This is a genomic window from Lachnospira pectinoschiza (genome assembly GCF_020564355.1).
GTDB classification, from domain to species: domain Bacteria; phylum Bacillota; class Clostridia; order Lachnospirales; family Lachnospiraceae; genus Lachnospira; species Lachnospira intestinalis.
This window is the reverse complement of the sequence record NZ_JAJCRR010000002.1, coordinates 1-18,105: the sequence shown is the minus strand read 5'-3', so window position 1 is coordinate 18,105 and position 18,105 is coordinate 1. Positions and strand designations below refer to the sequence as shown.

Sequence of the window (18,105 nt, the reverse complement as noted above, 5' to 3'; positions counted from 1 at the left end):
TAATAAAAGATTTGGAATATACGCCGTTTGGCAGATAGGAGTACGTTATGATTTCAATCAGTCTTTGCATGATTGTTAAAAATGAAGAAAAGTTATTAAAACGCTGTCTGGATTCGTACCGTCCGGTCTGCGATGAAATTGTTATCGTAGATACCGGCTCAACCGACCGCACCAAAGAAATCGCCGCCGGATATACGGATTTGATTTATGATTATCCATGGAACAACGATTTCGCCGCCGCAAGAAATTTTGCCTTTTCAAAAGCAAACTGCGACTACATTTTTTCTGCCGATGCGGACGAGGTCTTAGACGAGGAAAACCGCCGCCAGTTTTTAAATTTAAAACAGGTGCTTGTTCCGGAAATTGACATTGTACAGATGATTTACGTCAACAGCAAATCGCACAACACCGTTTATAATTTTGAAGAAGAATACCGCCCGAAGCTGTTTAAGCGCCTGCGTACGTTTGAATGGATTTCTCCGATTCACGAAACCGTACGATTAGAGCCGGTTGTATTTGACAGTGATATTAAGATTTTACATCTGCCTGAACAAAGCCATACCAAACGGGATTTCGGTGTGTTTGCCGATGCTGTCCGCCGCGGTGTGCGCCTTGAAAATTATGTCGTGATTATGTTCTGCAAGGAACTTTTTATTTCTGGAACAGATGAAGACTTTTTAAGTGTCCGTGAAATTTTTGAAAATGTGCTTGCAAAGGAAGACCGTCCCGAAGACTGCCGCAAAAACATTGCCTGCGTGCTGGCGCGCATTTACCGCCTGACAAACGCATACAATGAATTCTTTAAAATCTGCTTAAAGGATATGGCACAGAATCCGTGTGCGGAAATCTGCATGGAACTCGGACACTATTTTTACGGATTAAAGGATTATGAAGAAGCTGTTCTTTGGTATTTAAACGCAGCTTCCGAAACACCGAGCATTATCGACATCCACTCGTCCGGCGATGCGCCGCTTGCCTGTCTTTCAAAATGTTACAGCACGCTTGCCGCACAAGCCAAACAGAATAAAAATGCCGAACTTTCTGCCGCTTTTTTAGCACAGGCTGAGGATTATCAGGCGCAGGCAGAACACTGGCAGGCGGCAATCTAATATTTGTATTATATATATTCCAGTAATATATTCAGTAAATTACACTTTATACCGAAAAATGTCAAAAAAAGGAACAGACCACCGCATTTCTGCAGCAGTCTGTTCCTTTTTCTGTTATGTCCGTTTCACATCATCAACGTCATCTACATCCTGAATGTCTAACACTTCCAGATCATCCTCATTTTTTTTCAATGCTTCTGAAATCGAACGTACGACCTCATCTTCATCGTCTTCCTGGATTTCATCTTCTTTATCTGCCAGCACGTCCTCCGATAAATCTTCATCATCATCTTCTTCATAAGAATCAAAATCATATTCATCGTCATCATATCTGTCATAGCCGTCATCTGCCGCCGCTGCAAATGCCCGCTTACTCTTTGAAAGCTTCACTGCAAGCATTACAATCGCAATGATACAAAGAACCACAACTGCCGAAAGCACCAGTGCCACTACTTTCCACATTCTGTCAGAAGCAGCGCTTACTCCCTGTGATTCGGTCTGTGTCGTGAGATTTCCCGCCGGAGCGGACATCACACTGTATACCTGTATTGTATTGTCATTGCAGTCATAACGGAACCACCCTGTAACGCCCAGCGAACTGACACCATAGAACAGACAGTAACTGCCATCCTCAGACATTAATACATCTGCCGTCTGTCCGCCAATCGTATAAGTCGTCTTTTTATATCCATCCGGTTTTTCCATGGAATCCGTAATCGGAAGCACCGCATAAGTAATATCCGGTTCACTTGCTTCTATATATAATGAAAATGTTTTCGCAACTGAATCATACACATAAAAGCCCGATGTGCCTTTGCCGTCCGTATTTTTCAGATACATCAGAATAAGCTTCGTATTCACGCCTTTTCCGGCTTTAACGGTAATGCCGTTATATTCATAATCCACTTCATCATAACCGGACGGAAGCGGATTTGCCGTATAGTCATCAGCCAGTTCATACTGTGCACCTGCTACCTGTATACTGCGGATTTGTTCCTCACTCTGTGTCGGTTCTTCCGAACTGACAGTCGTTGTTTCCTGCTCTCCGGCTTTGGTCGTTTCCTGTTCGTCCGCTTTGGTTGTCGCCGCCGCAGAATCGTCCTTTGTTGTTGAAATCGTATAGACCTTTTTAGAGCCGTCCTGTGCCGTTACCGTAATCGTTGTCGTATTACTGCCGGGGTCCATGCGCGTTCCGCGGACAGATACCGAAGCATTTTCATCATTTGCAACCGCACTGACAACCAGCTGTGAACAGTCTGAACCGACTGTCGTCGTATACGATGTGACATTCGGTGAAAATGCCGGAGATAACACGCCCGGACTGATATCTAACGATGCAAGCGTATTATCGGTTGAATAGCTGACCGGTGCTTTTACGGTTACTGAACCCGAACCGGCACTGACTGCCATATAATCCTCATCTGCCGAACTGATAATCGTATTGGAAGTGCTTACAGAAATCGAAGAACTTCCCGCCGATACCGCTTTAAACCGCACGCTGAATGAGGTACTGTCAGTAGAGAGCAGGCGCACACTGCCGCCGCCCCCACCGCTGTAGCCGGAAACCGGCTGTAGCACGCCTGAATCATAACTGAGCCAGATGTCACACATATAAATGTCCACACTGCTGCTGACACTGACCGATATCGTCACTTCATCACCAATATCACAAGAGCCTGAGCCTACGGATATCTTTGCTGTTTCTTTTGCATACGTTGGCAGCGGTACCAGCAAAACTGCCATTACTGCTGCCAGCAGCACTGCGGCTGCCTTTTTCCATTTTCCCGTCATTTTTCACCTCAATCACATTTCTTTGGCAACTCCCACTACTGTCTGAATCCTACTGTTCAATGTACCGGATATCCAAAATGTGTCTTTTAATATATAACAAGTCTATTGATGTAATGCCGTCATTTCCACGGTTTGCATCTGCCGCCGTCAGATACGGTTCTTCCAGCAGCTTTGTTCCTAAAATATGGCGCTTCACATACAGTAAATCCATGCTCGTCACCGCTCCGTCGCCGTTGACATCACCGTAAATCACAAACGTGTAGCGTGCCATTTCACCGCCGTTTTTATCGTAAATCGTAAGCACATCTCCAGTTCCCACAATACCGTCATTGGCACTGCCGTCACTGTGTGTTACTTTTCCGTATGCGCCGCCCGTAAAGGAAATGTGATTTAAAACGTCCTGTGCGGCACTCCCGACACCGACTCTGGATATCTTGCCGTTTTCAAGCAGAAAATCTGTCGAATATCCGCCCTTTTCCGAATCGCCGCCACTGTTTCCGTTATCCGTGCCGCTATCACCGCCGCTGTTTCCGGAATCTGTACCACCGTTGTTACTGTTGTTTCCACTATCACCGGAAGCCGCTTCTTTGCGCACAACACGGATGATATACGTCTTTGTTTCACCGCTTTGTGATGTAACCGTCACTTCAATCTCATTCGTGCCGACCTTTAGCGCATGACTGCCGGTTCCTGTAAGTTTTGCACCGGAATCTGCTGTTTGTGCTTCGATATCCACAGAAGAAATTTCATTTTCCACAATTACACCATACTCAGTTGTAAACATATCAAACGTCGGTGTCAGCGAATAACCTGAAACCGAAAGACTTGTTAAGGCATTGTTTGGACTGCCCTCCCCTGTCGGAAGCTCACACGCACTGTCCGGCATATTTTTATAAACCGGAATCTTAAACACCAGTGCCGTATTTTTCTTGGTCGTATCGCTGTATGCCTGTGAAGCGGTCGAAGACTCACTTCTCGGTGCTAAGACATTTGTCATATACTGATGGGTATACGGTGTTACCATATCAAACTTTTCATAATAAATCGTATTCTGTCCACGGTTAATGTAACGGCTTCCTATGTAAATCGCACCGCCGATAACAGATTTCATACGGGTATTCCACGGTCTTAATGTCGCTGCATCGGTTTTGGCGGCATACTTCAAGCCGTTGACCACCGCACTTGCCGTTGCGGTTTTATAAGCACCCTGATTGTAGTAATTGTAATACCCCTCATAGCCGCTCACCGTTCCGGAAATGCTGTTGCCCTGTCCTTTTCTGCCCTGCTCCTGGATAATGCGCGTTGCCAGATGATACGGACTGACACCCGATGCCCGTCCTGCATACATCAGCGCCGAAGGATAATTAAAATCCGTTCCGTCATACGACAAGTCATGGGACGAACCGTCCATAAACGTATCTTCAATAATACTGCTTACGCCGGTTTCACTCTGCACGGAGCTGTTATAGGACAAATCCTCAAACATAAACACATTTGTTTCGTTTAAGAAGTTACGCGGGTCAAGGGCATACTGCACCAATGCGCTTGAAGCCTGTACCCAGCCGCCGCTGTCCAATTCATACCACGAACCGCTCTCCCAGTCGTATGCGCCATCCGCCGTTGACTTCCACGAGCTTTTTGCCGAAGCATAAATCAGGCTCCGGCCAAGTACATTTTCATTTTCAACGACCGTATCCCAGTCCTTGTCCACAAAATCCGCAACAAATATCCACTTTGGATACTTCGCATGCAGACTGCGCAAATCTTCCTTATAAGATTCCGGGAAGCCCTGACTTGAAAGATAGCTCTCAAAATCCGTATCGTCCGAATAGTCAATATCCGTACTGTCTACCGTGACATATTCACTCGTCACATAGCCTTTGGTGTAAGTACCGTTTAAATAAAAACCCACCTGATACCACGCGTAGGTATCACTCGTCTGCACCGTATCCAGAATATCAAAATGGAACCCGCCGCTGACCTTTGTAATGACATTTGCCGTACCGGAGGTATCTGTCGATGAGCGGACACGAAGCCCTGTGACACCGGCATTGACCGTTCCTGTCTTCTCCTGTGCATAAGCCGTCACCGGCTGTATCTGTGCCGTAAGCACCGGCAGCGTTGAAACACACATCACCGCCGCCAGACACGCAGCTTTCATTTTTGTCAGTAAACGTTTTCTTTTTTCATGTACGTTCTTCCCCATAGTGTCCTCATTTCTGTACTGTTTCCTGCACTTACTCTGCCGTTTACAAGTTAATTGTTCTTACCGAATTCAGAAAGCTTTAAGCCTTCATTTCTTTCCAGTACCATATTGACACTCCAGCTGTTCACAAAGATTAACAGCGGATTGTCCTTTAAGTCCTTAATCTTCTTCATATCGGAAGTACCGACAATGCGGTTTACATCGATTTCTTCCGGATTTTCAATCCAGCGGATATATTCATACGGAAGCTGTTCCAGTTTAATCTCTACGTTGTATTCGTTTTTCAGGCGGTATTCAAGCACTTCAAACTGCAAGACACCGACAACACCGACAATGATTTCTTCCATACCGGTATTAAATTCCTGAAAAATCTGAATCGCACCTTCCTGTGCAATCTGGCTGATTCCCTTGATAAACTGCTTCCTTTTCATCGTATCCATCTGTCTGACACGTGCAAAATGTTCCGGTGCGAAGGTCGGGATTCCGTCAAATTCAAACTTCTGGTTGGACTTGCAGATTGTATCTCCGATAGAAAAAATACCCGGATCAAATACACCGATAATATCTCCCGCATAGGCTTCTTCAACAATGTGGCGTTCCTGTGCCATCATCTGCTGTGGCTGGGCAAGACGGATTTTTTTGCCGCCCTGTACGTGGTTGGCTTCCATGCCTGCCTCAAACTTTCCGGAGCAGATTCGCATAAATGCGATTCTGTCACGGTGTGCCTTATTCATATTCGCCTGAATCTTAAATACAAATGCCGAAAAGTCTTCTTCAAACGGATTAATCTCCCCAATTGAAGAATGTCTTGGCAGCGGAGAGGTTGTCATGTCCAGAAAATGCTTTAAGAACGTTTCCACACCGAAATTCGTCAGCGCCGAACCGAAAAATACCGGTGTTAAGTTTCCTTCCTGCACCTGTTCTAAATCAAATTCCGCACTCGCACCGTCCAACAGTTCAATATCTTCTGTGAGTTTGTCAAAATAGCCCTGTCCGATTTCCGCAAGCAGTGCTTCATCATCTACGGCGATTTCCTTCGTTTCAACCTCTTTTTGTCCGTTCATTGCCGCTTTAAATAAGGAAACGTCTTTTGTATTGCGGTCATACACACCTTTAAATTCCTTGCCGCAGCCGATTGGCCAGTTGACAGGACAGGTACTGATACCCAATACACTTTCAATTTCATCTAACAGCTCAAACGGGTCATTAGCTTCACGGTCCATTTTGTTGATAAATGTAAAAATCGGGATGTGACGCATAACACAGACCTTAAACAGCTTAATCGTCTGTTTTTCCACACCCTTTGACGCATCAATTACCATGACCGCCGAATCCGCTGCCATTAAGGTTCTGTACGTATCTTCCGAGAAGTCTTCATGACCCGGCGTATCCAGAATATTAATGCAGTATCCGTCATAATTAAACTGCAATACAGATGACGTTACGGAAATACCTCTTTCCTTTTCAATCTCCATCCAGTCTGAAACCGCGTGTTTTGCGGTCTTTTTACCCTTTACCGACCCTGCCAGGTTAATCGCTCCGCCGTAGAGCAGAAACTTTTCCGTCAGTGTGGTTTTACCGGCATCCGGGTGGGATATAATGGCAAATGTTCTTCTTTTTTCAATCTCGCTTCTAATGTCAGCCAATTTTATTTCTCCTTGTTTTACTTCTTATTTTCTGTCTGCCTGAAATGATGAAAGGGTGCCGCACTAACGCAATGTTTCACCTTAGTGTGACAGCCCTTTTCACTGTTCTTCGCCCAGTACTATGCATTTAATGCAAATTTATAAGAAACCTCGGATTTGTCATCGATTCTTCTGAATACATTTACCACACGGTTCATCACTTCTTCAAAATCTTCTTCTTTTTCTACTTCGATGCTGACAATCTGTCCGTCATCTTTAATTTCTACGGATTTTACACGCGGTACTTCTAAAATCGTCTTTTTTGTATCTTCAACTTTCTCCGGTGTTGTCAGCATTTTACTCTTGCTCTTATATTTTACCTGATATGTTCTTGTCATTTCTTTGTCCTCCATCTATCAAAAACTTAAACATAAATTTTCATATTGAATTATACCGTATCAGCCGCATAACTTCAATTCTTTTCTGAAAAAAAATGTGCAAAACAGCGCCCGCATAACCATACGGACGCTGCTGTCATTACACCTCTGTGCTGTTTTATATTTTTATTTTTTTGAACATACCTCTGTCTGCGTATCATGTCCTACAGTACTCTTTTACGTTTCTTCAATACTGCCGCCGCAATGAGAAGACCGATTGATAAAACGGCTGATACTGCATACATGCCTGTCATCGCTGAATCACCGGTCTTTACGGTACTGTTTCCTGATGTCTGGGCACCGGACTGGGAACTCTCAAAGTTCTGTCCTGACGCATTGGCATTGCCCTCTGACGCGCTGTTTCCTGTGGATTCACCGGACTGTGTACTGTCATTGGATGTGCCGCCTGATGTATTTCCTGAATCTCCTTTGCCCTGTGTGTCATCATTGGTATCACCGTCCGGTATTTCCTGTGTATAAGGCACTGCCGTATAAGAAAGGAAATTACCGTCTGCATCGGTTGTATTCATCTGTGCCGCACCGTAACGTAACGGACTTGTAAATGTAATACCCTTGTCTGAAACCGTAAATGTTGTTGTACTGCCGAGTGCCACAACCGTTACACCGCCTTCGTAAGTCATTGTGTATACACCGGTTGCAGAATCAAAGGAAATTGAACCTGAACCCTTATTGGTATCGTTGTCTACCACGTCATTTTTATACGGGTGTACGATAAAGGTCTTCTTTCCCATATCAATTCCGATGTATGCAGGCATCTTCATCATTGCAGAAGCGTCATAGCTGTCTGCTGTCAGTACATAAGCACCGCTTGTCAGTGTGCCCTCATAAGCTGATGTCTTTGCTGTGTATGAAAGGAATTTGCCGTCTGCATCGGTTGTATTCATCTGCGCCGCACCATAACGTAACGGACTCGTAAATGTAATGCTGTCCGCATCTGCTGTAAATGTCGTTGTTGCACCGAGTGCCACAACCGTTACACCTGCTTCATAGGTCATTGTGTATACACCAGTTGCAGAATCAAAGGAAATTGAACCTGAACCCTTATTCGTTTCATAATCTACAACGCCGTTCTTATACGGATGTACGCTGAATGTGTTATTTTCTGCATCAATGCAGATAAATGCAGGCATTTTCATCATGGCTGAAGCATCATAGCTGTCCGCTGTGAGTTCATAAGCACCTGTCTTTAACACACGTTCATAACTGTCGTTTCCTGTATCGCCGGAATTGGTTTTATCATCAGAAGGCTTTTGTGTATCATTTGTGTTGTCACTGCCGTTCTGGTTATCGTTCTGTCCGTTGTCACCGGAAGGGGTATCTGCCGTATCGGCATCGGCTTCATTTGCCTGTGATTTAACCATTGCCTTTGCAACCGCTTCGTTAATGGCATTGGCTGAATACGTTGCACCGCTGACGGTATCTGCTGCTGTACCGGTTGTTCCGATATAAGAATCCGCCATACCCTTCATCGCATAATTGATATACGGTACATTGACCGCCTCAATGTCTGCATTTTTTTCATCGTTTAAGGCAACCTTGCTGATCACACCGTCCTTCACACTGACTGTTACGTATAAATCATAATTGACCACTTCATGAAATTCTACATGTGCCGAAGCCGTATAATTTCCGTCATGGTGCTGTGTATCCTGCGCATAAGCCGGATAACTGACACCAAGTACATTGCCTGCAAGTAAAACGACTGCAAGCGCACCGCCTAAAAGACCGGCTGTTCCTCTTTTTTTCATAAACCTCTTTCTCCTTGCTGTTTTTCTTGTTAGATATTTCTAATATCTGTTAGACATGACTAAGTTTATCATTATCTGTGTGATTTGTAAAGCGGAAATCCAAAATAAATATTACCGCCGCCGCATGTTTTTACAGATGATACACGGTAATACTGTCACTGCTTCCCGCAAAGCTGGACAAATGTCCCGTAACGATCATTGCACCGTCATATGCTTTCGCACTCTCTAACTTTCCCGTCATAGAAATGTTGTCACCGTTTACCGTATAACTGCCATCATAATTCTCGCCTGAGTTGTACTGCTGGTTTCCCGATACCGTAATACTCACCGCATACTGATAGCTTCCGCCGGACAGTGTCAGCGTTACATCATAGTGAATGTAACTGCCCATGGCATCTACGTATTTATCGGTCGAACCGGTGTAAGTACCCTCCACACTACGCTCCTGTTTTTCTTCCTGTGCGGGTGTTTCCGGTGCGGGTGCAGGTGCTTCTTCTGCCGGAGCCTGTGGTACTTCTTCTTCTGCCGGTCCTTCCGGTTCAGATACAACTACCGCTCTTTCCTCATTCCCTGCTTCGCCCTCTGCCGGCTGTGTATCCGGATTTGGCGCTTCCTGTCCGGACACTTCTGTATCCCCTTGTTCGCCCTGTAGAACTTCACTGCTGACCTCAGCACCTTCTTTTCCCGCCGCCTGCGCCGCGGTCTTGCTCTCTGCTGTCGTTACCGCCTCCGTTGTGCTTTTTGAAGTGTTCTGATTTGCCGTATCTTTTGAGCCGCATGCCGCCAGTCCCATACTCAGACCGATAACCAGCCCTGCCGCCACCAATGTCGTCTTTCTCATCTTTCTCTCCTTATCGTTTACTGTTCTATATCTGCTTTTAGTCCTGTCACCACAGGACACGCCACAAAATGCTCCGGCTCAACCTCCGTCAGCACACATTCCCTGTCTGCGCAGTCCTTCTGTGCCTGATAACACCGGCTGCAAAAACGGCACCCGGACGGCGGATTGATTGGGCTTGTCACATCGCCCTTTAACACAATACGCTTCGTTTCCTCATTTGGATTCACCGTAAGCACCGCCGATAACAGGGCTTTCGTGTAAGGATGCACGGGATTTGCAAATATTTTTGCCGCGTCACCGTATTCCACCACCTTGCCCAGATACATAATTGCCAGCCGTGAGCAGAGCTTTTTCACCGCCGCCAGATTGTGCGAAATGAATAAATAGGTCGTCTGTGTCTTTTCCTGCATTTCCATAAGCAGATTTAAAATCTGTGCGTGAACCGACACATCCAATGCGCTGACCGGTTCGTCACACACGATATATTCCGGGTTTAATATCAAGGCTCTTGCTATTGCAATACGCTGCTGCTGTCCGCCCGAAAACTGCGAAGTATAGCGGTCTAAATCTTTCCCGGTCAGTCCGACCGCCGTAATCATTTCCCGCGCTTTCCGCTCCACCTCATTTTTGTCAAATCCGCCGCGTATCCGCATAGGTTCGCAAACCGCTTCCCGCACCGTAAAGCGGGGATTTAAAGACGATGCCGGGTCCTGAAAAATCTTCTGCATGTGAAGTCTTGCTTCCTGCACCGACTTTTTTTCTGCATAAAGCGGCTGTCCGTTAAAATAAATTTCTCCCGACCGGGGCTTTGCAAAACCAAGCGTTGCATTGGCAAACGTTGATTTGCCGCAGCCGCTCTCCCCGACCAGTCCAAACGTTTCTCCTTTCCGGATTTGTATAGATACGTCCGATACGGCAGACAGCATTTTTTGTTTTTCAAAAAAAAACTTTTTCTTCATAGGAAATTCAACGCTTAAATTTCTGGTTTCCAGCAAAATATCCCTGTTATTCTTTAAATTTTCCTGCCTCATAACAGCGCACCTTTCTTCCCTGTTCATTCTGTGTCAGTAACGGCATTGCCTTTTTACACGCTGTCGCCGCATACGGACAGCGCGGGTGGAAATAACAGCCTGCCGGCTTATCCGCCGGATCCGGCAGATGTCCGGGTATCTGTACAAATTCTTTTTTGTCATCATCAAGGCGCGCCACTGCCGCCATAAGCCCTTTTGTATACGGGTGAAGCGGATTTTCAAGCAGTTCCTTTGCCGGTGCTTCCTCAACAATCTTTCCGCTGTACATCACGGCGATTCTGTCCGCCATACTGCGTACCACACTCAAATCATGCGTAATCAAAAGCAGTGCCGTCTGCTTTTCCTTCTGCATTTTTGAAAGCAGCTCCAGAATCTGCGCCTGTATCGTGACGTCCAATGCCGTTGTCGGTTCATCTGCGATGATAACCTCCGGTTCACAGGCAAATGCCATGGCTATCAGTACACGCTGGCGCATACCACCGGATAATTCGTGTGGAAATGCGTGATACCGCAGTTCTGCATCCGGAATGCCGACAGCTTTTAAAGCTTTAATCGAACGCATTTTTGCTTCTTTTTTGCTGATTTTTTCATGACAGCGGTAAATCTCGTCCATCTGTTTTCCAATCGTCATCACAGGATTTAATGCCGTCAGTGCGTCCTGAAAAATCATGGAAATCTTACTGCCGCGCAGTGCCTGCATCTGACGGTCTGTGTAGTCTGTGACATCTTCCCCGCAGATACACAGCTGATCCAGCCGCACCGCTGCCAAAGACGGCTGTAACTTCATGCACGATAAGGAAGTCATGCTTTTACCGCAGCCGCTTTCTCCCACCAGCGCAAGACATTCCCCTTTTTTTACCGTTAAGTCTACACCCTCGACCGCACGAATCATTCTGCCCCTGTCAGGAAATACCACTTTTAAATTCTTTACTTCGATTGCGTTTTGCATGGTTCCTCCATTGTGTCAAAAACCTCGTCCAAATAAGTGCCGTTCATATGCTTCCACAGCTTTTTTACACTGCCCTGTCCGTGCATTTTCGGATTTAAGACTTCTTCAATCGCAAATCCGACACGCATAAATGAATACACCGATAAAAAGATTCCGATTCCCGGCGCAACAATCATCCACCACTGTCCAAACAGCACCGCGCCACTGCTCTGCGCTTCCGAAAGCATTTTCCCCCAGCTAATCATTGTGGGATTCCCCAGTCCCAGAAAACTCAATCCCGCCTCCGCAATCATAATGCCCGCACTGGTAAGTGCCGTACTCATGACTACAAGGTTAGATACACCGGGAAGAATATGTTTCAACATAATATAGCCCTTTTTCGCACCCGAAAGCTCCGCTGCCTTGACGTAATCCGCATTTTTCATCTGCAAAACCTGGGAACGCACGGTTCTTGCCAGCCCCGGCCACCCAAACAGCACAAAAACAAGCACAATCACGACATAGCTTTTGCCAAAAATGTTGGTGATAAGAATTGTCAGCGGCAGTGTCGGTATGACTAACATCACATCGACAATCCGCATGATAATCATATCGACGGCTCGTCCCAGATACCCTGCGGCAACACCTAAGAGCGACCCAAGCACAGAAATTGCTATCCCGGTAATAATACCGATGCCAAGCGACACGCGCGTTCCGTAAATTAACATGCTGAATACGTCCTGTCCGGTTGTAATCGTTGTCCCCAGCCAATGGATTTTATCCGGGGCAAGCCCCTTTGCATCGCGCATGGTCACATCATACGGGTCAAACGGCGCAATGAGCGGTGCAAATACGGCAGTTACCGCCAGCACCAGCAAAATAATCAGTCCGATTCTGCCCTGTTTATTCTGTGCAATCTTTTTTATCAGTCTGAATCCCTTCATCTTAATCCTCTATTTTCATTTCTTTGTAACTTCTCAGTCCTACTCTACCGTAACGCGCGGGTCTAACAGCCCCAGACACAAATCGGTAATCAGATTGCCAAGCAGTGCCACCGCCGCCATAAATATCATAATGCCCATCATCAGCGGATAATCGTTATTGTTATTCGCTTCCAGATACAGCATGCCGATTCCCTGCCAGTTAAATATTTTTTCGATAACCACCGAACCACCAATCAGTCCGGACAGCCCCATTCCAAGCCCCGTCACAATCGGAAGCAATGCATTTCTTAAAATGTGTTTGTAAACAACACCATTCTGCGATACACCTTTTGCTTTTGCCGTAACGATAAAATTTTCATTGGCAACGGCAATCACACTGTTTCTGGTACTCTGCGCATACGATACAATACCGCCAACCACTGTCGATAACACCGGCAGGGCGGCATTGTAGGCAACCATTTCCACGCTTTTTAAATTCCATGCAAATTCCGATACCATATTCTGGTCTGTATATGCCGGAAGCCACTCTAACTGAAATCCCAGAAAAAAGGACAACAGCAGTGCGATAAAAAAGGACGGAACCGCCGTTGTTACCGTGGAAGCATTCATCAGCATCCTGTCTGCCATGCCGCCGCGTTTTGCGGCACATGCCGCACCGATAAGGATTCCGAAAAACAGACTGATAAGCATACTCGACACCGAAAGCACCAGTGTCCACGGCAGTCTTTGTGCTATCAGGCTCCACACCTTTGGCGAACCCGCCTGATAGGACGTGCCTAAATCACCCTTTAAAAGATTTTTGACATACCGTACATACTGCGACCAGTTCGAGCCGTCTAACCCGTACTGCTGTCTTGTCAGCTCCTTAATCATTTCATAATTTTCATCGCTCATATTGCCCTGCGCCGGATAATATCTTGCACACGGGTCTTCCACGCCGATCCGCGGAATAAAAAAGCACAAAGTAACAACCAGTGCGAAGATAAAAAGCGTATATAAAATGCGCTGTATGATATAAGTATTTTTCATCTTTTTACTCTCCTGTTACCTGTACCAGATTCTTTAGTGTTTCATTGTTAAAAACCGTTTGGCCGTCCGATACCACATACCCTGTAAATCTGTCGGTACGCGCAACGGACAATACATTGGACGAATACAGCGGAATCTTGTAATACTGCTGTGCCGTCAGCACCTGCAAATGGTGAATCCTTGCAATACGCGCTTCCTGATTCAACGTTTTACGCATGGCATTGATTTCATCTGTCAATTCTTCATCCTGTATTTTTCCGTAATTGGATGAACGCTCTGTCGTCACAAAATGCGCTTTATACATGACATCTGCATTTGCCATGGATAAAATCACCGGCTGCACCGTCATGTCAAAATTACTGTTGTACAGATACGTTGTTTCCGGTGTTGAGCCCGCCGCCTGCAATGTCACTTCAATTCCGATTTTTTGCAACTGGCGCTGTAAATAAGACACCAAATCCTGATTTGCCGCCGCCGTCACAATCTGAAAATGAATCCGCTCCCCGTTGTATAAACGGTATCCGCTCTCGTCCTTATCCTGAAAACGTTCATCTAAAATCGCATTTGCCTGAGTAAGCCGCTCCTCAACCGGTCCGGATAAAATATCCGCCTGCGGTTCATACAGCAGTTCGTCATTTACCGAAATCAGTCCCGCCGATGCCGTTTTTCCCGCACCGTCCAGCACATTTGCAATCAGTTCTTCCTGATGAACCGCAAGTGCAATCGCTTTTCTGACTTCAATATCCTGTAACAGCATTTTCATGCCGGAATCATACGGCTTTGACGGATTGACATTGAACACCAGACAACTGATACCGTTTCCCGGTGCATTCGATACGAAAATGTCTTTTTCCCCGGACAGCAGATTCAGATAATTACTGCTTACCGCCGAATCCAGAATGTCAATATAGCCTTTGCGCAGGGCAAAAATGGCGGTATTGGAATCCAGATACAATAAAATTTTGATTTTATCCACTTTATACAGTGCCGAACCGTCTTGCGCTTTCAGATGATAATTGGGATTCTGCACCAATGTAATCACCTGCGTATTCGTTTCGTCCTTTTCCAATATCCACGCACCGCTTCCGACAGGATTTTCATACCGTTTTAAAAGCTCACCCTGCGGATTTTTACTGTTTAACTGACACTCACTGCTTACAATCGGTTCCCAGATATGCTCCGGCAGTATCAGAATCGTATTAAACAGCGTTGTTACCGCACCGAAAGATTTATTCACCAGAAAATACATCACCGTATCTTCCTCACCCGGCAGAATCCCGTATGTACCGCTTAAATCCGAGTGTTTTGCCGTAAACATGCCCTGTGTGACAAGCTTTCTGCCGTCTGATTCATGCTTTAAATCGGCAGTCCACGCCAACGCGCCTGCATGATTAGACAGCGCATAATCGGTTGCAAGGTCAAAGGAATAATACACATCTTCCACTGTCAGTTTTTCACCGTCCGACCAGTACACATTGTCATACAGTTCAATCCGCACCGCCATATAATCTTCTTTGCGTGTGCTGTAATAATTTTCTACTGCCTCATTGTCATTCGCAGTCTGAAATGTCTGATCCTGTGTCAGCGGCTGCCCTTCCAAATCCACATAGCACCAGCTTTTTGCTGTCAGTGGCGCATACGTGCCGCTGTCCGTGTCATATGAAAACAGTGTGTTGTAAATCATGCTGGCAACGGTCGGCGCAATACCGTCCCTCGACAGCCACGGCATAAAGGAAGTCGGAAAAGACGTTCCCACGTATCCTGTATACAAGGTCGATGACGTATCCTGCCTGCGCTCCGCAATCGAGGCGTCCGCGCACCCGCTAAATAAAAACGACACCACAAATACCATGGCAAGCACTCCTGCCAGTTTTTTTAATCTCTGCATTTTATTCTTCCACATACGGATATTCTAACCGTTCTCCAAAACCGTCTTTTGTTGCACTGTTGTCGTAAACTTCTTCAATTCTGAAAATGTATGCCGGCTGTTCTTTCCAGCGTTTCATTCCGGTCGGATTGTGGTATACGTCATGCTGTGCATTGATAAACTGCTGGTAAAGCTCCCGCTTTCCGGATAAATTCTCATCGTAAATCTCTACTTTTCCTTTCAGCTTATAGGAAATCATCGGCGGCTGATGAAAAATCAGACACGCTTCGGGGTTTACCTGATAGTTTGTCCAGCTCTGCTTTTTTGCCATTTCAAGACTGCCAAGCTTTGTAAAATCAATCCGCTTTCTGGCTTCTTCGCCGTACATCTGCTCCACTAAAAGCTTTAAACCACGCTCACCGTAGCTTTTATCGCCCGGCTCATATGTTGCAATATGCTTTAAATAAATCTCCAGCGTTTCCTCAAGATATTCGTCCTTCGGTAAAAATCCGACACCCTTTACCGATGCGTTTAAGCCCGCCGGACCGTAGGATACAAATGCCGGTTCATGTGAACAGAAGCTTAAAAACATCTTCTCCGGTGATGTCATTTCCCCTTTCTGTAATTTGATAACATTTTCTGCCCTCGTATTAAACGCCCAGTTAAAAAATTTTTTTGATGACTGCATAGTATTCTCCTTTATTTTAGTTTCTTTGTTTCTTTTATTTCAATTTTCTGAAATTTCACACTTATATCGTGTCAGATTGTCTGAGTTTCTGACACGGAAGCCCTCAAGCTTTAAACTGCCGCTTTCACTGCTTAATGTACCTGCCGGTACGGTTGCAATCTGATTTAAACCGCGCAGTTTGGTTTCGTTGTTATCCGGATAAATTTTAAATGTTCCGTCTTTACTGTCCGGGACAATCACACCATTTTCCGTAAAACTGCCTGCCCGGCTGGTATAACTGCCGTCCGAATATAACAGCACCGTCACATCAAAGCTTTCATTCGTTCCCGTAACCGTTCCTGTTCCTGTCAGTTTTGCCGTAACTTCCTTAACTTCCTGCTTTTTGAATGTCAATGTTTCGCGGCTGTCTGTATCCACTCCTGTTAAAACCTGAATCTGTAATTCCAAATCACTCAGCACCTCACATGAAATTCGCTCTTTTCCCTCCGGTGTCAATGCCAGCTGTGATGTGTTCACACCGTATGTTCCCGTTTCCGAAAAATACTGCTTCTCACCGTTTTCCGTCCGGCTTTCTGTCACTACATATGTATTGTCCACATAAAAAGTTGCTGTATACGTTCTGTCCGCACCCGTTGCCGTGTAAGTTCCCGTTGTAAATGCTGATTCGGTATCCGGCTGTTCATATCCTTCCGGAATCTTTACTGCAAGCAGTTTCGCATCGGAGCTGTCGCTCGTTGTTGTTGCTGATGCCGAACCATAATAAATTTTTTCACAATGGGTAAAATCCAGTCTGCCCTCGTCATCTACAAAAAAGCTGCTTGTCAAACCATCCGAAATGCTCTTATCCGCACCGTTTACCGATTCATAAACCATTACATAGTCATTTGCACCTTTCTGAACGACACCTGAGCTTTTATTGATCTCAAAATCCGTTGTATTAGAAAACTGAAATGTACCGTTTTCTGTCAGCCGCAGATAAATCACCAGTTTCATTCCCAGCTCTGATAAATCCAGATAATAATCTCCTGCAACAGCTTCAACCGCTTTTTTATCCGTTTTACTGCTGTTACTTGAATCTGTTGTTTTTGATGAACCGCAGCCTGCCAGTGCCAGTACTGCGGCAAATGATACTACAATCGCAAAAAATGCGGCAGTTAATCGATATAATGTTTTTTTCATTTTCGTTTTCATTCCTCTTTAATGTTCATATTAGTTCTAATTAATTTATATTAGTTTTTCCAAATTTATGTTTGTCTAAACTAACGTTAGTTAGAATAACATATAACCTTTTATTTGTAAAGAACCAAAATTTACCTAAATGAATATTCATTTACAGTTTAATAATTTGTAATTAAAGAAGATGAGAATGTAACATCTGTTATAGATTTTGTTCTGATAAATGTAAATTGGGAAATAACTGCCCGAATACGGCTGAATAATATATATTTCAGCAAATATATATACACTAGATGCGTATGCCGTATTTGCTAAAATTATAAAAATATAAAAAAAGAAGCGTTACCGCTTCATCACTAAACTTTATAAACAGGGGTGGAGAGAATCGAACTCCCACCAAAGGTTTTGGAGACCCCTATGATACCACTTCACCACACCCCTATATGATAAGAACAAAAAATCTGTTCCTTCAAAACTGCACATTAAAATTCTTTTTCATCCGATTATCCTCTGGATAACTCTCGTTCTATCCGTTTCCTTTTTGCAAACCTAACCTTCTTCGGTTAAGCCCTCGACCTATTAGTATGAATCAGCTCCACATGTCACCACGCTTCCACCTTTCACCTATCTACCTCGTCGTCTTCAAGGGGTCTTACTAGATTAC

14 protein-coding genes, 1 tRNA gene and 1 rRNA gene are annotated in these 18,105 nt (G+C 45.1%); 1 reads left to right on the top strand and 15 read right to left on the bottom strand.

What is annotated here, in order from left to right; all coding sequences use genetic code 11:
* Positions 1-47 precede the first annotated feature (47 nt).
* Positions 48-1,109: a glycosyltransferase family 2 protein gene (locus tag LI288_RS03470; RefSeq protein WP_227089448.1), complete on the top strand. Its 1,062-nt coding sequence runs from the start codon at positions 48-50 to the stop codon at positions 1,107-1,109.
* Between the two features lie 114 nt (positions 1,110-1,223).
* Here LI288_RS03470 and LI288_RS03465 read toward each other — a convergent pair whose 3' ends face one another.
* The 15 genes from LI288_RS03465 to LI288_RS03395 all read right to left on the bottom strand — a co-directional run.
* Positions 1,224-2,900 carry a cadherin-like beta sandwich domain-containing protein gene (locus LI288_RS03465; protein ID WP_227089447.1) on the bottom strand — a complete coding sequence of 559 codons (1,677 nt, stop codon included), beginning with the start codon at positions 2,898-2,900 and terminating at the stop codon, positions 1,224-1,226.
* A 49-nt stretch (positions 2,901-2,949) separates the two neighbouring features.
* On the bottom strand, positions 2,950-5,106 hold the full coding sequence (locus LI288_RS03460; RefSeq protein WP_022431926.1) for a dockerin type I domain-containing protein: 2,157 nt from the start codon (positions 5,104-5,106) through the stop codon (positions 2,950-2,952).
* Positions 5,107-5,156: 50 nt separating this feature from the next.
* Positions 5,157-6,743 (bottom strand): peptide chain release factor 3, encoded by a 1,587-nt coding sequence (locus tag LI288_RS03455; RefSeq protein WP_440311442.1) that lies wholly within the window; start codon positions 6,741-6,743, stop codon positions 5,157-5,159.
* 128 nt (positions 6,744-6,871) lie between these two features.
* Positions 6,872-7,129, bottom strand: coding sequence for a hypothetical protein (locus LI288_RS03450; protein WP_022431928.1), 258 nt, complete (start codon positions 7,127-7,129; stop codon positions 6,872-6,874).
* A 203-nt stretch (positions 7,130-7,332) separates the two neighbouring features.
* Positions 7,333-8,937: an FMN-binding protein gene (locus LI288_RS03445; protein ID WP_227089445.1), complete on the bottom strand. Its 1,605-nt coding sequence runs from the start codon at positions 8,935-8,937 to the stop codon at positions 7,333-7,335.
* 130 nt (positions 8,938-9,067) lie between these two features.
* Positions 9,068-9,778, bottom strand: coding sequence for a hypothetical protein (locus tag LI288_RS03440; protein WP_227089444.1), 711 nt, complete (start codon positions 9,776-9,778; stop codon positions 9,068-9,070).
* Positions 9,779-9,795: 17 nt separating this feature from the next.
* Complete coding sequence (locus LI288_RS03435) at positions 9,796-10,809, bottom strand: ABC transporter ATP-binding protein (RefSeq protein WP_227089443.1); 1,014 nt, start codon at positions 10,807-10,809, stop codon at positions 9,796-9,798.
* Complete coding sequence (locus LI288_RS03430) at positions 10,784-11,758, bottom strand: ABC transporter ATP-binding protein (RefSeq protein WP_227089442.1); 975 nt, start codon at positions 11,756-11,758, stop codon at positions 10,784-10,786. Before LI288_RS03430 ends, LI288_RS03435 begins: the two co-directional genes overlap by 26 nt.
* Positions 11,737-12,681 (bottom strand): ABC transporter permease, encoded by a 945-nt coding sequence (locus LI288_RS03425; RefSeq protein ID WP_022431933.1) that lies wholly within the window; start codon positions 12,679-12,681, stop codon positions 11,737-11,739. Before LI288_RS03425 ends, LI288_RS03430 begins: the two co-directional genes overlap by 22 nt.
* A gap of 39 nt (positions 12,682-12,720) precedes the next feature.
* Positions 12,721-13,710 carry an ABC transporter permease gene (locus LI288_RS03420; RefSeq protein ID WP_022431934.1) on the bottom strand — a complete coding sequence of 330 codons (990 nt, stop codon included), beginning with the start codon at positions 13,708-13,710 and terminating at the stop codon, positions 12,721-12,723.
* Between the two features lie 4 nt (positions 13,711-13,714).
* Positions 13,715-15,598: an ABC transporter substrate-binding protein gene (locus LI288_RS03415; RefSeq protein ID WP_227089441.1), complete on the bottom strand. Its 1,884-nt coding sequence runs from the start codon at positions 15,596-15,598 to the stop codon at positions 13,715-13,717.
* Position 15,599: 1 nt separating this feature from the next.
* A complete protein-coding gene (locus LI288_RS03410) occupies positions 15,600-16,265 on the bottom strand; it encodes a hypothetical protein (RefSeq protein WP_022431936.1) in 666 nt (221 codons plus the stop codon).
* 39 nt (positions 16,266-16,304) lie between these two features.
* Complete coding sequence (locus LI288_RS03405) at positions 16,305-17,444, bottom strand: hypothetical protein (RefSeq protein ID WP_227089440.1); 1,140 nt, start codon at positions 17,442-17,444, stop codon at positions 16,305-16,307.
* Positions 17,445-17,811: 367 nt separating this feature from the next.
* Positions 17,812-17,882 (bottom strand) — tRNA-Trp (locus tag LI288_RS03400).
* Positions 17,883-18,000: 118 nt separating this feature from the next.
* Positions 18,001-18,105: ribosomal RNA gene (locus tag LI288_RS03395) — 23S ribosomal RNA — on the bottom strand; the annotation flags it as partial.

What these genes read in the sequence shown, in the direction of transcription:
- LI288_RS03470 (WP_227089448.1), top strand. Translation starts at nt 48, where the DNA reads ATGATTTCAATCAGTCTTTGCATGATTGTTAAAAATGAAGAAAAGTTA.
- LI288_RS03425 (WP_022431933.1), bottom strand. Translation starts at nt 12,681, where the DNA reads ATGAAGGGATTCAGACTGATAAAAAAGATTGCACAGAATAAACAGGGC.
- LI288_RS03415 (WP_227089441.1), bottom strand. Translation starts at nt 15,598, where the DNA reads ATGCAGAGATTAAAAAAACTGGCAGGAGTGCTTGCCATGGTATTTGTG.
- LI288_RS03410 (WP_022431936.1), bottom strand. Translation starts at nt 16,265, where the DNA reads ATGCAGTCATCAAAAAAATTTTTTAACTGGGCGTTTAATACGAGGGCA.
- LI288_RS03430 (WP_227089442.1), bottom strand. Translation starts at nt 11,758, where the DNA reads ATGCAAAACGCAATCGAAGTAAAGAATTTAAAAGTGGTATTTCCTGAC.
- LI288_RS03420 (WP_022431934.1), bottom strand. Translation starts at nt 13,710, where the DNA reads ATGAAAAATACTTATATCATACAGCGCATTTTATATACGCTTTTTATC.
- LI288_RS03460 (WP_022431926.1), bottom strand. Translation starts at nt 5,106, where the DNA reads ATGGGGAAGAACGTACATGAAAAAAGAAAACGTTTACTGACAAAAATG.
- LI288_RS03435 (WP_227089443.1), bottom strand. Translation starts at nt 10,809, where the DNA reads ATGAGGCAGGAAAATTTAAAGAATAACAGGGATATTTTGCTGGAAACC.
- LI288_RS03445 (WP_227089445.1), bottom strand. Translation starts at nt 8,937, where the DNA reads ATGAAAAAAAGAGGAACAGCCGGTCTTTTAGGCGGTGCGCTTGCAGTC.
- LI288_RS03465 (WP_227089447.1), bottom strand. Translation starts at nt 2,900, where the DNA reads ATGACGGGAAAATGGAAAAAGGCAGCCGCAGTGCTGCTGGCAGCAGTA.
- LI288_RS03450 (WP_022431928.1), bottom strand. Translation starts at nt 7,129, where the DNA reads ATGACAAGAACATATCAGGTAAAATATAAGAGCAAGAGTAAAATGCTG.
- LI288_RS03440 (WP_227089444.1), bottom strand. Translation starts at nt 9,778, where the DNA reads ATGAGAAAGACGACATTGGTGGCGGCAGGGCTGGTTATCGGTCTGAGT.
- LI288_RS03405 (WP_227089440.1), bottom strand. Translation starts at nt 17,444, where the DNA reads ATGAAAAAAACATTATATCGATTAACTGCCGCATTTTTTGCGATTGTA.